The organism is Eubacterium oxidoreducens (assembly GCF_900104415.1).
Taxonomy (GTDB): Bacteria; Bacillota; Clostridia; order Lachnospirales; family Lachnospiraceae; genus Eubacterium_C; species Eubacterium_C oxidoreducens.
In genome coordinates, this window is sequence record NZ_FMXR01000015.1 from 59,108 (window position 1) to 75,690 (window position 16,583).

At 40.7% G+C, this 16,583-nt stretch carries 13 protein-coding genes; 1 reads left to right on the top strand and 12 read right to left on the bottom strand.

Annotated elements, in window-relative coordinates; translation table 11 throughout:
- Positions 1-7 precede the first annotated feature (7 nt).
- From BLS20_RS10315 to nifJ, 7 genes are all read right to left on the bottom strand, one after another.
- Positions 8-445: a dUTP diphosphatase gene (locus BLS20_RS10315; protein WP_090174295.1), complete on the bottom strand. Its 438-nt coding sequence runs from the start codon at positions 443-445 to the stop codon at positions 8-10.
- A 135-nt stretch (positions 446-580) separates the two neighbouring features.
- Positions 581-2,356, bottom strand: a complete 1,776-nt coding sequence (locus BLS20_RS10320; RefSeq protein ID WP_090174296.1) for an EAL domain-containing protein — start codon at positions 2,354-2,356, stop codon at positions 581-583.
- A 168-nt stretch (positions 2,357-2,524) separates the two neighbouring features.
- Positions 2,525-3,541 carry an NAD(P)H-dependent glycerol-3-phosphate dehydrogenase gene (locus BLS20_RS10325; RefSeq protein ID WP_090174297.1) on the bottom strand — a complete coding sequence of 339 codons (1,017 nt, stop codon included), beginning with the start codon at positions 3,539-3,541 and terminating at the stop codon, positions 2,525-2,527.
- Between the two features lie 2 nt (positions 3,542-3,543).
- Positions 3,544-4,203 carry a glycerol-3-phosphate 1-O-acyltransferase PlsY gene (gene plsY / locus BLS20_RS10330; RefSeq protein ID WP_090174298.1) on the bottom strand — a complete coding sequence of 220 codons (660 nt, stop codon included), beginning with the start codon at positions 4,201-4,203 and terminating at the stop codon, positions 3,544-3,546.
- Positions 4,204-4,205: 2 nt separating this feature from the next.
- A complete protein-coding gene (gene der, locus BLS20_RS10335) occupies positions 4,206-5,528 on the bottom strand; it encodes a ribosome biogenesis GTPase Der (protein ID WP_090174299.1) in 1,323 nt (440 codons plus the stop codon).
- 47 nt (positions 5,529-5,575) lie between these two features.
- On the bottom strand, positions 5,576-6,901 hold the full coding sequence (locus tag BLS20_RS10340) for a DUF512 domain-containing protein (RefSeq protein ID WP_090174300.1): 1,326 nt from the start codon (positions 6,899-6,901) through the stop codon (positions 5,576-5,578).
- A 102-nt stretch (positions 6,902-7,003) separates the two neighbouring features.
- Positions 7,004-10,516, bottom strand: coding sequence for a pyruvate:ferredoxin (flavodoxin) oxidoreductase (gene nifJ, locus BLS20_RS10345; RefSeq protein ID WP_090174301.1), 3,513 nt, complete (start codon positions 10,514-10,516; stop codon positions 7,004-7,006).
- A gap of 328 nt (positions 10,517-10,844) precedes the next feature.
- Between nifJ and BLS20_RS10350 the strand changes: the two genes are divergently transcribed.
- The gene (locus tag BLS20_RS10350; protein WP_090174302.1) at positions 10,845-12,485 is read left to right on the top strand and encodes an ABC-F family ATP-binding cassette domain-containing protein; all 1,641 of its coding nucleotides are present in this window, start codon (positions 10,845-10,847) and stop codon (positions 12,483-12,485) included.
- 107 nt (positions 12,486-12,592) lie between these two features.
- On the opposite strand, the gene BLS20_RS10355 is transcribed toward BLS20_RS10350, so the two are convergent.
- From BLS20_RS10355 to BLS20_RS10375, 5 genes are all read right to left on the bottom strand, one after another.
- The gene (locus tag BLS20_RS10355) at positions 12,593-13,054 is read right to left on the bottom strand and encodes a hypothetical protein (protein ID WP_090174303.1); all 462 of its coding nucleotides are present in this window, start codon (positions 13,052-13,054) and stop codon (positions 12,593-12,595) included.
- Positions 13,055-13,199: 145 nt separating this feature from the next.
- Positions 13,200-14,012 carry a peptidoglycan editing factor PgeF gene (pgeF, locus tag BLS20_RS10360; RefSeq protein ID WP_090174304.1) on the bottom strand — a complete coding sequence of 271 codons (813 nt, stop codon included), beginning with the start codon at positions 14,010-14,012 and terminating at the stop codon, positions 13,200-13,202.
- A gap of 11 nt (positions 14,013-14,023) precedes the next feature.
- A complete protein-coding gene (locus BLS20_RS10365) occupies positions 14,024-14,380 on the bottom strand; it encodes a YraN family protein (protein ID WP_090174305.1) in 357 nt (118 codons plus the stop codon).
- A 22-nt stretch (positions 14,381-14,402) separates the two neighbouring features.
- A complete protein-coding gene (locus BLS20_RS10370; RefSeq protein ID WP_090174306.1) occupies positions 14,403-14,687 on the bottom strand; it encodes an EscU/YscU/HrcU family type III secretion system export apparatus switch protein in 285 nt (94 codons plus the stop codon).
- A gap of 6 nt (positions 14,688-14,693) precedes the next feature.
- A complete protein-coding gene (locus tag BLS20_RS10375) occupies positions 14,694-16,583 on the bottom strand; it encodes a flagellar hook-length control protein FliK (protein WP_176762372.1) in 1,890 nt (629 codons plus the stop codon).

The following is a 16,583-nucleotide window of genomic DNA, read 5'->3' on the forward strand; positions in this document are numbered from 1 at the left end:
TCCGATACTACTGCTTTCCTGTACTTCCAAAACCGCCACGGTTTTCATTTCCAAGATGCTCCACCTCGTCAAATGTAATTTTCGGCTGGTTTTCAATGATTCTAAACTGACAAATTCGATCGCCTACATGAATCTGCGCATCTCGCGTAGCATACACCGGCATTCTCCACATATCTTCATCACCGCAATAAGAACCATCAATAATTCCACAGCTATTCGTCTGAATGATTCCAAAATTCTTAAATGTAGAACTACGCGGAACCAAATGTGCTTCATATCCTGCCGGAAGCTCCATCGCCACTCCAAGCGAAATCAATTTAAATTCACCTTTTTTTAGTGTCACGTCCTCGCTTGCACGAAGATCAATCCAATCAGACTTTCCATCAATGTAAGTCAACTTTTCTATCTTATCCGTAAAATACTTAATCCGTATTGTTTTTTCCATCCAAAAACTCCTATTCATATATCTTGAATTATCTGACAACTCGCACACCATATCTAGTGTGAGTTCTCGCACTATCGTACCATTTCAGTTTTTTTCCGTCAAGTATCGCACAATTAAAAAGAAGAAATGACTAAATCATTCCTTCCTTTTTGTATTTTTTCGTTTTTCAGTATTTGTTTTCTTTCGCTCTGTCTCTTTTTTCTTTATTTCTGATCTTTTCTTATTGAGCTGTCTGTTATACTTCTCAATCCATTTAAGAATTTCCTCTTTCACAATCGGCTCTGAATATAAAAATCCCTGCAATGAAGTGGTATAAAAATGTGAAGTCACATAATCTCTAACTGCTTTCGCTTCAATTCCTTCTATACACACATCCATCTTCATCTCTCTAGCACATTCCGTTAAAGCCCTTAACAAAATCTGCTTAGCTTCTTCTTTTTGAATATTCTCAACAAAACTGCGATCAATCTTCACCTGATCGATTGGCAATTCAAAAAGCAAATTGATTGCCGCATATCCGGTTCCGAAATCATCAAGCGAAACCTGCATTCCATAAGATCTAAGAAAAATGATTTGATTTCTTAAGAAATTCAAATCCAGCACTTTACAGCGTTCTGTAAGTTCTAAGCGAAGATGTTCCGGCGGGAATCCGGTTTCTTTTAAAATCCCTAATAACCGCTCATTAAATTCGTCTCTTTGAAGCTGCGTGTATGTCAAATTGATATTTACGATAAAATTCGGATTCTCAAGTGCCAACTCCTTCATATCAAGAAGCGCTGTTTTGATGATCCAATTGCCCAGTTCAAAGAATACCGGATCTTGCTCCAACCAATCGATAAACATTCCCGGTGCAACGACACCATATCCCTCATCATGCCATCGAATGAGCGTTTCAACTCCGCATATTTCCTGTGTCTGCGTATCAATAATCGGCTGGTAACAAAGATAAAATCCATCGCATCCCTTTTCTGCGCCGATTCTTACCTCATTAAGAAGACCTAACAGTCTTTGATTGGTTGTAAAACTTTCATTCTTAAAGACATTCAGCTCCGGAATAAATTCTTCCTTTGCCTTAGCAAGCGCATATAATGCACTCATAAAAATCGTGTTCACATCAATCGTCGGATCATCTACAACAACCATTCCACCATTTATTTCAAGCGTCACCTTGTTGTATTCAATTTCAATTCCGCTCTTTAGATGTTCCCTCAATCGAAAATAAAAATCACTAATTGACTTTTGTGAATGCTTTTTCATATCCCAAAGCATCACAATTTTCGTTCCGGCATTACGAAATGTGTTTTCATTACCACATATTGACTTGCAATAATCTGCAATGTATTTCAACACATGATTTCCAACCTTTACGCCATACATATTATTCACGTAAAAGAAATTGCGAATTCCAATAACCATCAGAAAAAATGGTCGATTCATGGATTGATACAATTGAAGTTTTGCAAACAACGAACTTCTCGTAAACAATCCGGTTGTCGGATCAACCGCATCATTTCTCTCATGGTTAAAAATATGTCCAGCAATAAACAACGGTCTGCCTTTTTCATCATAGATCATATCCGCCTTAGTCGAACAGGTTTCATATTCACCATTCTTATTTCTAAGCCGGTACAATACATCAAAATATTCTTCTCCGTCTTCAAGAAATTGCTCCAATGCTTTTTTATAATAAGCAAGGTCATCCGGATAGATATGTTCCTCAAATTCAGCTGTCGCTTCAACAACTCTAGTATTCTTGTTAATACGATGAAAGCCAAAATACTCAGCCGTTTCCTCTGACACATATACTTCATCATCTTCAAAGTCCATCCAGAAAGAAAACAATCCTTCATTAACACTTGACCGCATTCCGAAAATACCGTCAAAATATTGTGCTTTTTTTTCGTTATTCAATATTAGCCCCCAAAATAATGTACCCTAAGAGGCACGTAGTTCACTTAATATTATCACACAACGTTTATGTTCATGCAATAAAAAAAGTCCGAAAATTCGCGAATTTAACTCACGCCTTTCGGGCTTTTTAGTACTTCTTCTCTATTTTTCCGGATGTTTTGTCATATTTTAGTCGTTTTTCCAGCACAATTTGTCGCTTTCTGCCTTTTTTTCACGCATCATTAAATTTTGCACACCATCTTTTGCAGAAACATTTTCAAACAACACCCGATTAACTTCTTCCGTGATTGGAAGTTCTACCTGATATTTCTTACCAAGTGCAAGTGCCGCTTTTGCGCTGTACACACCTTCCACTACCATCTGCACCTCGTCCATGGCCTCCTGTCTGGATTTGCCCTGTCCCATAAGCACGCCGGCCTTACGATTTCGGCTATGTACACTAGCACAAGTAACAATCAAATCTCCAATACCAGACAAGCCCGATAACGTCTCCGCTTTCGCTCCCATCTTAATTCCTAATGCCGTAATTTCCGCAATTCCCCTGGTAATCAACGCCGCCTTGGTATTATCTCCAAATCCCATACCATCAGCCATTCCCGCTGCTAACGCTATTACATTCTTAAGCGATCCACCAAGTTCAATTCCAAGCACATCCGGACTGGTATAAACACGAAATACTGCATTCATAAAATAAGATTGTATCTTTTCCGCCGTTGCCTTTTTCTTTGCTCCGGCAACTACAGTTGTCGGAAGTGCTCGTCCCACTTCTTCTGCATGGGACGGACCAGATAATACACCAACAACAGCCTGATTGATTTCCTGTTCTATAATATCAACCATAGGCATCAAGGTGCTTTCCTCTATTCCTTTTGCTACATTAACCAGCAACTGACCTTCTGCCACATATGGTGCTGCGCTATGTGCGGTAGAACGGATAAATGATGATGGGACTGCAAATACAACCATTTCTTTGCCTACAATAGCTTCCTCTATATTCGAAGTATATGTAATATCATCCGAAAGCTTCACGCCCGGCAGTTTCGTCTTATGCTCATGATGCGTCCTAAGCATTTCCACTTCATCTTCTATAATCGACCAGACTTTCACCTTATGACCGTTCGATGCCAGGACTGTCGCAAGTGCAATTCCCCAACTTCCTGCCCCAAGTATTCCAAGATCTGCCATATCTATTCTCCTTTATCCTTTTTATGTAATGAAAATTTATTTTCAGTTCCATTCTTTAGACGAATTATATTCGCTTTATGTCTAGCGATACCCAAAATCATAAATATCGCTCCCAAGATATACATTTCAATCAGTAAAGAATCGTATTCTACATGAAAAAATCCAAGTTGTCCATAAATGATTAATTGAACAAAAAATGAAATCAAGATTGCCATCGACCCTACTGATACATAACGCGTAATGATTACTATGACAAAAAACAACCCTATACACACCGGTATCATTGGCGGGAAAAAAGCAATCAACACGCCTGCTGTACAGGCAATTCCCTTTCCGCCCTTAAACTTAAAATAAAACGGGAAATTATGTCCCAGTACTGCTCCAAGTCCGGCATACAATTGTAGATCCTTTACCATGCCAGGCTGTGATTCCCGAAAAGCCAGATAAATTATAAGGATGGCAATGATTGCTTTTCCTGCATCTCCGATAAACGTAATTGCTCCGGCCTTTAATCCGAGAGTTCTAAGAGCGTTCGTCATACCAACATTTCCACTCCCATGTTCTCTGATATCTATATGATTGGCTTTTCCAAATATATATCCCGTTGGAAAAAGCCCCAGCGCATAGCCAATTACTATACTGATTATTCTCAGCGTTATCAAGTCTACTCTTCCTTTCGCTCACGTATAATAAATTTCAGCGATGTTCCTCGAAAACCAAATGCATCTCGAATTCGATTCTCAAGATATCTGGTATAAGAAAAATGCATTAACTTCTTATCATTTACAAATATAACAAAAGTAGGTGGTTTCACCAACACTTGCGTCATATAATAAATCTTCAAACGTCGCCCTCTATCTGAAGGTGGTTGCTGCATCGCTACCGCCTCTGCCAGAATTTCATTCAGCACACCCGTTGCAATTCTCATGGAATTATTCTCAATTACCATATCAATCATGTCAAAAATCTTTTGTACACGCTGACCGGTCTGTGCCGAAATGAACATAATCTCTGCATACGGCATAAAGCTTAAGATTTCCCGAATCTTATTTTGATGCTCATACATGGTCTTATCATTTTTTTCAATGGCATCCCATTTATTAACTGCCACAATGATTCCTTTTCCACGTTCATGCGCAATTCCGGCAATTTTGGCATCCTGCTCCGTTACACCTTCGGTAGCATCAATCATTACAATAACCGCATCCGCACGCTCAACCGCAGTTACAGCACGAATAATACTATAGCGTTCGATTTCTTCTTTTATCTTATTCTTACGTCGAAGACCGGCTGTATCAATAAAGACATATTCGCGACCATCATACTTAATATCCGTATCAATCGCATCTCTCGTTGTTCCGGCAATATCCGATACAATTACACGATTTGCATTCGCCAGTTTATTGATCAATGAAGACTTCCCAACATTCGGCTTTCCAACAATCGCCACTTTCGGTCTGTCATCTTCTTCTAGCTCGGAAGCATTCTCCGGAAACAGTGCCACAACATCATCTAACAAGTCTCCGATTCCAAGTCGCGACGCAGCTGATACAGCATGCGGTTCTCCAATCCCAAGATTATAGAATTCATACACATCTGCCTGATATTTCTGAAAATCGTCAACCTTATTCACCACAAGCACAACCGGCTTTTTTGAGCGACGCAACATATCTGCCACTTTCGCATCCGCATCAGTAAGCCCCTGCATCACGTCACAGATAAATATAATCACATCTGCCGAAGCAATTGCAATTTCAGCCTGCTCTCTCATCTGCGACAAAATAATATCCTTTGTATTCGGTTCGATACCGCCGGTATCAATCATGGTAAATTGATATTTCAACCATTCAACGTCTGCATAGATACGGTCTCTGGTCACTCCCGGAGTGTCCTGAACAATCGCAATTCTTTCACCTGCAAGAACATTAAACAGTGTAGATTTTCCTACATTAGGTCTGCCAACAATGGCAACTACCGGTTTACTCACTATATCTCCTCCATTCGCACAGATTACATGTGCATTGGTTCTAACTTCTACTCTTCCAATAACGCGTCCACCAAATCGCGCCCGTTTGATTTTACAATACAGACAGGTACTTGTAAAGTTTTTTGAAAATCGGCCAAAGTCACATCATCCAAAAACACTTCTTCTCCGCTTCTAAGCACGTTACAAGGCAGCAAGAGCTTATCTCCAAGTTCAACTTCTTTAAGCTGTGCCAGCAAATCTCCACCGGTAAGAAGGCCGCTAACCGTAATCAGTTCGCCAAAAAAATCATTTCGAATCGGAACTACGTCAACTTGTATATGCTCTTTTACCTTCATAAACTCCTCGCACAATTCCTTCAAAGTTGGAGCTGCCAGCATTCCTGTCGCAATGGTAACATGCTTTTTTTTGGGCTTTCGCAGATGAAATCTTCTTGCCTTTTTCAATTGCTTTAGTGCTTCATGAAATTCTTCTTTTAAAAGACGCAGCATTCCGACTCCATTTTCCAACTGAAGATATCCGTCATATCGCTCTTCTTCCGGTAGCTTTCGATCTGCTTGCAGATACCATTCATCAGAAGCATGTACGAAATGAATCCCCCAAAGCTCCATCGCCTTTTCTTGAAAATGTTCTATCAAATCAATAACTTCGCCTGCATCTTCTTTTGTGAAGTTTTCGAGCGGATATAAACCTTCCCGATATTTCGAAAGCCCCGCCGGAACAACCGATACACTCTGCATAACCGGTGCATATGCCAAGAGTTTTTCCAGCGAATACCGCAGCTGCTGTCCATCATTTACACCTTTGCAGAGCACAATCTGTCCATTCATCTCAATGCCGGCTTCATAAAAACGCTCGATGGCATCTAACGCATCTCCTGCAAAGCGATTATGCAGCATCTTGCACCGAAGTTCCTTGTTCATGGTCTGTACCGAAATATTAATCGGTCCCATATGATAGCGAATAACGCGCTCAATATCTTTTTCCTTCATGTTCGTAAGAGTAATATAATTCCCTTGCAAAAAAGAAAGTCTCGCATCATCATCCTTAAAGTATAGCGTATCGCGCATCCCCGGCGGCATCTGATCGATAAAGCAAAAAATGCACTTATTTGTACAGCTTCGATATTCATCCATAAGACCATTATCAAATACAAATCCTAGATCATCCGCATAATCTTTCTCAATCTGAAAGACCTGCATTGTTCCGTCCGCTTTTTCAATCTCTAAAGAAAGTTCTTCTTCATTCGCAAGATAATGGTAGTCAAATACATCTTCCATCTCCTGCCCACTGATTGAAACCAGATAATCTCCACCTTCTATATTCAATTTTTCTGCAATACTGCCGGGCTCTACCCGATTAATCAAATGTTTCATATTTCAGTTTATTATAATCGATACTTCTTATGACTCGCAACAAAGAAATCCCCCAAAAGCAAAGTGCCCTCGGGGGATCTATCATTTACTTGTATCAAAAGATTAGTTATTTCCGTACAATGTAACCAATTTCTGCAAATGTTCATAACGAGCTTTTGCTTCTTTTTCATTTGCATCAAACAGTTTCTCAGCCTTTTCCGGATTGGCACGTACCAAAGCGTTATAACGAACTTCTCCGTTTAAGAATTCCTTATAATCTCCTGTTGGAGCCTTGCTATCTAAAATAAATGCAGGCTTTCCTTCTGCTGCAAGAGCAGGATTGTAACGGAAGTTGTTCCAATATCCACATGCTACAGCTTCTTTTTCTTCCGTCTGAGCCTTGCTCATTCCCTTCTTGATACCATGGTTGATACATGGAGCATAAGCAATAATGATAGATGGTCCCGGATAAGCTTCTGCTTCCGCAATTGCCTTTACACACTGATTATAATCAGCACCCATAGCAATATGAGCCGTATATACATAGCCATAACTCATTGCAATTCCTGCAAGATCTTTCTTCTTGATTTCTTTACCGCCGGCAGCGAACTGCGCAGTTGCTCCTGTTGGTGTAGCCTTTGAAGACTGTCCACCTGTATTTGAATATACCTCTGTATCAAATACCATAATGTTGATATCCTGTCCAGAAGCGATTACATGGTCAAGTCCACCAAATCCGATGTCATATGCCCATCCGTCACCACCGAAGATCCACTGTGACTTCTTAGCAAGGAAATCCTTGTCTTTCAGGATATCTTCACCTTCACCATTCTTCTCAAGTGCTGCTACGAGCGCATCTGTTGCAGGTCCGTTAGTAACACCACTTCCAAAGGTATCAAGATAAGCCTTTGCTTCTTCTTTTGATGCGCCATTTTCAGCGATTTCTTCTACTTTCGCTTTCAAACGCTTACGAACTGCGTTCTGAGCCAATAACATACCAAGACCAAATTCAGCTGCATCTTCAAACAATGAGTTAGACCATGCCGGTCCTTTGCCTGCCTGATTTACTGTATAAGGTGTCGCCGGTGAAGAGTTACCCCAGATAGAAGAACATCCGGTTGCATTGGCAACATACATTCTATCACCAAACAGCTGTGTCAAAAGCTTAGCATAAGGTGTTTCTCCACAACCAGCACAAGCTCCTGAGAACTCAAGAAGTGGCTTCTTAAACTGGCTACCCTTAACGGTATTTAATTTGAATTTTGCAACAACATCTTCCTTTTCCGGAAGTTTTTCAGCATAGTCGAAAAGTTTCTGCTCATCAAGCTGACTTTCAAGCGGCTGCATGGTAAGTGCTTTTTCCTTAGCAGGACATACATTTACACAAGAACCACATCCTGTACAGTCAAGAACGGATACAGACATTGTAAACTTATAATCCGGCATTCCATTACAAGCTGCAAATGCATCTGTCGGTGCCTTAGCTGCTTCCTCTTCTGTCATTGCTACCGGCCGAATAGCTGCATGCGGGCAGACATAAGAACAGATATTACACTGAATACATTTTGTTGCATCCCAGGAAGGAACGTCTACTGCAACGCCACGTTTTTCATATGCTGCAGAGCCTGAAGGTGTTGAACCATCTGCATATTTCTTAAATGTTGAAACCGGCAGGTTCTTTCCTTCTTGTGCATTGATTGGAATCAAAATATTATTAACGAAATCTACAACTTCTTTTCTACCTTCTGTTGCCTTAGAAGAGAAATCCTCGTCCGTTGCATTCTTCCAGCTCTCCGGAACCTGAACTTCAACCACATCCTGTGCACCACGGTCGATTGCATCATAATTCATCTGTACAATCTTATCACCCTTCTTACCGTATGTAGCCTTAGCAGCTGCTTTCATAAGATTGATAGCTTCTTCTTCCGGAATGATATTGGCAAGTTTGAAGAAAGCTGACTGAAGTACCGTATTGATACGTCCGCCAAGTCCGATTTCCTTACCAATCTTGATTCCGTCAATTGTACAAAAACGGATATTATTTTCTGCAATATATCTCTTAACCTGACCCGGAAGATGTTCCTCAAGCCCCTGTGCATCCCATGCGCAGTTCAAAAGGAAAGTTCCGCCCGGAACAAGATCCTGAACCATATTGTATTTTCTAATGTATGCAGGATTATGACACGCAACAAAGTTCGCCTTACTAATCAGGTATGTAGAACGGATTTCTTTCTTACCAAAACGAAGATGTGAAATGGTAACACCGCCTGACTTTTTCGAATCATAATCAAAATATGCCTGTGCAAACATATCGGTATTATCACCGATAATCTTGATTGAGTTCTTGTTCGCACCTACCGTACCATCTGCTCCAAGTCCCCAGAACTTACAGTTAATGGTTCCTTCCGGAGTTGTAACAGGATTTTCTTCAATTTCAAGTGAAAGATTCGTTACATCATCCACGATACCAATTGTGAAATGTTCTTTTTTATCATTATGATAAACCGCTATAATCTGTCCAGGAGTTGTATCCTTAGAGCCAAGTCCATAACGTCCGGCATAAATTGGAGTTGTCTCGAACTTTGTTCCCTTTAATGCAGCAACAACATCAAGATATAAAGGATCTCCAAGTGCTCCAGGCTCTTTTGTACGATCCAATACTGAAATCTGCTTTACCGTATCCGGAATTGCTGCAAGCAATGCCTCTTTTGAGAATGGACGATACAGTCTTACTTTAACAAGACCTACTTTTTCTCCTCTTGCTGTCAGATAATCGATAGTCTCATCAATTGTCTCACATACAGAACCCATAGCAATAATGATATGTGTTGCATCCGGCGCTCCATAGTAATTGAACAGCTTATAATCTGTTCCAATCTTTTCATTTACTTTATCCATATAGCTTTGTACAATCTGCGGAAGCGCATCGTATGAGCTATTGCAAGCTTCTCTTGCCTGGAAGAAGATATCCGGATTTTGTGCAGATCCCATCTCCTGTGGATGATTTGGATTCAGTGCATTATTTCTAAATTCCTGAACAGCATCCATATCCATCATATCTTCTAAGTCTTTGTAATCCCATGTCTCAATCTTCTGAATCTCATGAGATGTTCTAAATCCATCAAAGAAATTGATAAAGGACATCTTACCCTTTACAGCAGCACAATGTGCAACAGGTGTCAAATCCATAACTTCCTGAACAGATGATTCACAAAGCATAGCAACACCGGTCTGACGACAGGCGTACACATCAGAGTGGTCACCAAAGATACAAAGTGCATGTGTAGAAATCGTACGAGCAGACACATTGAACACACCCGGAAGTCCTTCTGCCGCAATCTTATAAAGATTCGGAATCATAAGCAGCAGACCCTGTGATGCGGTATAAGTTGTTGTAAGCGCTCCAGCTGCCAGTGATCCGTGTACGGCTCCGGCTGCTCCGGCCTCAGACTGCATCTCCGTAATCTGTACTTCCTGACCGAAGAGATTCTTACGGCCTTGTGTTGCCCATTCATCAGAAGCTTCTGCCATTACAGATGATGGGGTGATTGGATAGATTGCTGCCACATCAGAATATGCATATGAAACATGTGCTGCAGCATGATTACCATCCATCGTTTTCATTGGTCTTTTCATTTTGGTAGTCCTCCTAAAATTTCGTAACTGTTCTTTCCTCTTTTTCATCTGGATAAACATCCAATTACTTCAAATTCTATCATAATTTTAGGGACACTTCACGCATCCCCGAAATTGTATCAGCAAAAATACAATAAAACATTTTGTATGATAATGCAACTATAATTTGCATTTTTTGTATTTTTTTTAGAACATACTATTCCAAAATGGATAACTCATCAAGCAATTAAAGCGTATGGTACTTAAAACCACTTGTATTTCCATATATTTTTGTTACAATAGAAAGCAGTGCTTACAAGTACATTATTATAAAGAAAGGTTTTTCAATATGATTAGTGCAAACAATGTCACGCTTCGAATCGGCAAGAAAGCTTTATTCGAAGATGTTAATATCAAATTTACAGAAGGCAACTGCTATGGACTCATCGGTGCTAACGGTGCCGGTAAATCTACGTTCTTAAAGATTTTAAACGGACAGCTTGAACCTTCTAGCGGAGATGTTACCATTACACCGGGACAGCGTCTTTCTTTCTTACAACAAGATCACTTTAAATATGATGAATATCCTGTTCTGGATACTGTCATCATGGGAAATCAACGTCTGTATGAAATCATGAAAGAAAAGGATGCTATTTATATGAAGGAAGACTTCTCTGACGAAGATGGTATCCGCGCTAGTGAACTCGAAGCTGAATTCGCCGAAATGGATGGTTGGAATGCAGAATCTGATGCTGCCACCTTATTAAATGGTCTTGGTATCCCTACCGAAGAGCACTACTCTATCATGGGTGATTTGAATGGTTCTTTAAAGGTTAAGGTTCTGCTTGCACAGGCTTTGTTCGGCAATCCTGACATTCTTCTTTTAGACGAGCCTACCAATAACTTAGACCTAGATGCAATCGGTTGGCTTGAAGAGTTTTTGATCAATTTTGAAAATACGGTTATTGTTGTATCTCATGACCGTTACTTCTTAAATAAAGTATGCACACATATTGCAGATATTGATTATGGCAAGATTCAGCTGTATGCCGGAAACTATGATTTCTGGTACGAATCCAGCCAGCTTCTAATCAAGCAGATGAAAGAAGCCAACAAAAAGAAAGAAGAAAAAATCAAAGAATTGCAGGAATTCATCTCCCGTTTCTCTGCTAATGCTTCTAAGTCCAAGCAGGCAACTTCTCGTAAGAAGGCTCTTGAAAAGATTGAACTTGACGAAATCAAGCCATCTTCAAGAAAATATCCTTATATCGACTTTAGACCGGAACGCGAGATTGGAAATGAAGTCCTTGAAGTAGAAGGTTTATCCAAGACTATTGATGGCGAAAAGATTTTAAATAATATCTCTTTCATCGTTGGTCATGATGACAAGATTGCTTTTGTCGGCGGTAACGAAAGAGCGAAAACTGTTCTCTTCCAGATTCTTGCCGGTGAACTCGAACCGGATGAAGGTACTTACAAATGGGGTGTTACCACATCTCAATCTTACTTTCCTAAAGACAATACTACAATCTTTGATACAGATTTACAGATTGCAGATTGGTTGACACAGTTTTCGGAAATAAAAGATGCTACCTATGTAAGAGGTTTCCTTGGTCGTATGCTTTTCCCTGGAGATGCCGGCGTCAAGAAGATGCGCGTCTTATCCGGTGGAGAAAAAGTCAGAGTTCTTCTTTCTCGTATGATGATTGAAAACTCTAACGTATTAATCTTCGATGAACCGACTGACCACTTGGATATGGAATCGATTACCGCACTCAATAACGGCATGATTAAGTTCCCGGGCGTTATCTTATTTGCTTCCCGTGACCATCAGGTCGTCCAGACAACTGCCAATCGAATCATCGAAATTCTTCCTGACGGAACCACCGTTGATAAGACTACAACTTATGACGAATATCTCGAAAATGATGAGATGGCAAGAAAACGTCAGGTATATACCGTTGAAGAAGATGAAGAAGAAAACGCATAAATATCTTTCAAAAAAGAATGTCGAGACAAACGCCTCGACATTCTTTTTTTGGAGTATTTTTTATATGTCATAACCGTGCTTTTGCTCGGCTATTGCCAACCCTTAAGCTAAGAACTGATATCCATCCGATAGATCTTACCACTCTTATTCTTATATACGGAGATTCCCAATCCATTATAACATTTCACTAATTTCATAAATTTCTTTTTGGTAATCTTCTTCTCACCATCAATTCCATAAATATAATATTTACACTTTTTTGCAAGCTTGAAGGTGCGCGTTGAATTCGAAATCACATTATTATAATCTCCATTCACCATAAGACTTCCCTTAATTGTAACGGATGCCTTTGTCATTGTGACCTTTGCGATCGTCGGTTCCTTATATCCTCGCGCATTTGCATAATCCCCATATAATTCACCAAAATATATCGCTTCCTTACTTGATTTCTTTGTTGCGGCTTCTACTTTTACCGGACCCGCAATCGTATGGAATGCTGTTGGTGCCACCAATGATACAACCAGACCAAGTGCTATCACTGCTATCATCTTCTTAAATGTCTTCCTCATAGATTCCATCTCCCTTCTTTTAGAATCAAGCATCACGATATGTTCTACTTTTATTATACCCTTTAAGTTATCTGATACAACTTAAATTTTTGTTACATTTTTTAGAAAATTTGTAACATTTTTCCTACGAAAATAGATTTTTTTCTTACACCAGCATCAAAAACGCCCCCAAATTACCACGCCTTCCATGACTGGCCCGATGCGAAAACAATTCCTTCTGGTTGCAACAGGTGCATAGCTTCGTTGTCTCAATATGTTCCGGCAATACCCCCGCCTCCAATAACACGAGTTCATTGGCCCTCCATAAATCAAGCTGATATTTTCCATTTGCTTTTTGATAAGATACCTCCTTCGGAAACTGAATTGCAACCTCCCTTGAAACCTCATAACATTCCTGACAAATTGAAGGTCCAATGGCGCAAATAACGTCACACGGATCGGTCTGAAACTCCTTTGTCATCGTCTCAATTGTCACTTTACCAATCTTGCCCGCTGTTCCTCTCCATCCAGAATGGCTAAGGGCAATCACTTCCCGAACCGGATCGACAAAATAAAGCGGTACACAATCTGCATAAAAAGTTGCCAAAACAAGTCCCTTTTCATTTGTAACAAGCCCATCCACATCCTCATACGTTCGTTCGTTTACAATGCCAGCTCCGCCGTCATCATGAGATACCACTCTCACATTCGTCGTATGTGTCTGCTTTGAAGTTACGATATCCTCAAGCCGCACTCCCAGATACTCGGCTACACGGCGATAATTTTCCAAAACCCGCTCTCTTTCATCCCCCCGGTCAAAACTCAGATTCAGACTTTCATAAATATCTTCACTAACGCCTCCCATACGCGTTGTAAACAGATGCCGAATACATGAAATCTCCTCTAGCATCGGATATTTTAAAACCGGCAGACTACTGCCGGTAAGATATGGTATTTCTATTTGATTTTTGTATTTCATAATTTTCCTTTCTAGCAGCTTTCAAATGCATTTCTATATAGCACAATTTGCGAAGGTGTAATCGCCACAATATCAAAACGGCATTGATAAGAAGACAGCCACGGATGGGTCATTCGAAAATAAGACGCAACCCGGCAAATTGTTCTGCGTTTCTTATAATTGACGGCACAGGTCGGATCTCCATAACAACCACTGCTTCGATATTTCACTTCAATAAATGCCAAAATCTTCTTTTCTAGACCTATTAAATCAATCTCGCCAAGCTTACACCGGTAATTACGCTCAAGTATTCGATATCCAAGCGCTACCAGATAACGCTCTGCAAGGCGTTCCATATGCGTGCCCACGGCACGATGATTCTCCCCCATAACTCTCTTCCCCTGTCTATTTCTATAATTTTTGACGAATCGTATCCATGTCGCTTACAAACACAAGGATTTGCGCCACCACTTCATACAGCTCCGGCGGAATCATATCCCCGATATCAAGATGTGACAATGTCTCTGCCAATTTATCATCTTTATAAAAAGGCACATCAGACTCCTTGCCTTTTTCGATAATTTTATCCGCAACGGCACCTTTTCCTGTTGCAAGGATCTTCGGTGCCACATCACCCGGCTCATATTTAAGCGCTACCGCTGTTTTAGATTCCTTCTTTTCTTCCTGATTTGCCATATCATTCTACGCTTTCATATCAAACGAATATCGTTTAATGGTTCCAACACGCTCTTCTTGTTCCAAAAAATCTTTTACAAAATCTTGTTTTTCCTGTGTGTTTTTTACATTCACTTCACAAGAATAGCCAAGATCATTCAGCCTGCTTTCTAGTATATGAATGTTATTCATAATCAGCTCATAGGACTTATCATCCGCCAGCGAAAAGTCCGTATGGACGCTTGTACCATGCATCTTCACATAAACATCGGTAGGCCCTAAATTCTCCATATCCAAATGAAGAAGGCAGCTTAAATCACCTTCGCGATCTGCCAGATTTCTTTTATTGGTATATACAAACAAATCACTATGTACATTCTGGTTTAGCATCTTGAGCGGAATCTGTACATAATTATACAGCTGATTAACCTGGTTCATAAATTCAAGATTGCTCATAACACTCTTCGCTCCGGCAAAGGCCTTATCTGCGCTTTCCCCTTGCACCAGTTTTACCGCTTCTGAAATCTGCTCCATCTGCTGCTGCAAGCGTTCATAGAGTCCCTCAATATTCTGCTTTTCCGCCACAAGCTTTGGTGTCAAAGTCCACTGGTCCATCAAAGCATGATTCAAAAGTGTCTGATATTCTTTTCCCGACAGCAGCTGCCTAGCAAGCATTTGCTCTTCCTCAGACAGATTAGAATTGCCCAAAATATTGGCAATCTCTTGCAGAACCTGTTCCTTGGTAAGATTCGGATTTAGAACATTTCCCTGAAACAATTTACCATCAGCTGCAAGCTGTGGCACTTGCATCATTTGCGATGATAGATTAAGGATTCCCTGTTGCCCAAGAACTGCGCCTGCCGAATTCGGCTGATATGTTACACTCTGCTGCACTGCAACTTCCTCTGCGTCAGCAGATGCCAGGCTTCCTCGCTGCATTTGCGCAGTCTCTGCATTTTCTTCCCCTTGCTCTGTCTGCGAAACGAGCTGTTCTAAAAAAATGGTCACAGGCTGCGTCCCTTGCCCCTGCGTGCTTTGTGCATTTGCCAGCTGCGGCTCATTTCCGGGAACAGATTGCAGCAGCATCTCTTCTGTATCTGCACTAGCCTGCAAGGCAGCCCCTTGCGCCATCTGCGACAAACCGTCTTCTTGTGCCGGTATTTTAGGATCCAAAGCCGCTGTCGCTTGTCCTTGTGCATTAGATTCTACTGTTTGCTGAAGCGTAACCGGTGTTTCTTCTAGCATACCGACAATCCTATCGTTTAGCTGTAGGATTTGCTGCGGCGTATTTTCGCCTGATTCATACACATTGGCAAGTTGCCCCGTTAAGGTATTTAGCTCTGTCAAAAATGCCTGTTCATTATTTTTATAATTCACAAACTGGTTGAAGTTACTTTCCGTAAGCTCCAATCCCAATTTTTGCATCTGAACAAGTGACGTAATATCATTTGTATTAAATCCGGACACCACCTGCGACATCCGCCCCAAAGACTGCTTGTCAATCCCCATACCTTCTTGCATCATAGCATCAACCAGTTGTAAATTCTTTTCCGTGATTGCAAGATTCGCAGCTTCAAGCGCCTTATACAAAATCGGATTAATATTTTGTCCGGCCGCTGATGTATATGGCTTAATATAGATAGCATTGTCGGATGTAGACTTTACCTGAAAAAACATGGTATCCCCTTCATTCATAGATACCTTCGTTCCTAAAGACGCACTGATCGTCTGTCCATTACTGAGCGCAATCTTAACCTGTCCATTTTTGACTTCATTAACGGTACCTTCAAACACCTGCCCCGGCTTCATATCTTTTAATGTTGAAGCCATCTTGGTCTGCGCTACTTTGATTTGTGTTGGCGCTTGTGTTCCGGCCGCCTGATTGCTTTGATACGCATTGACTTTTGAAAACAACAT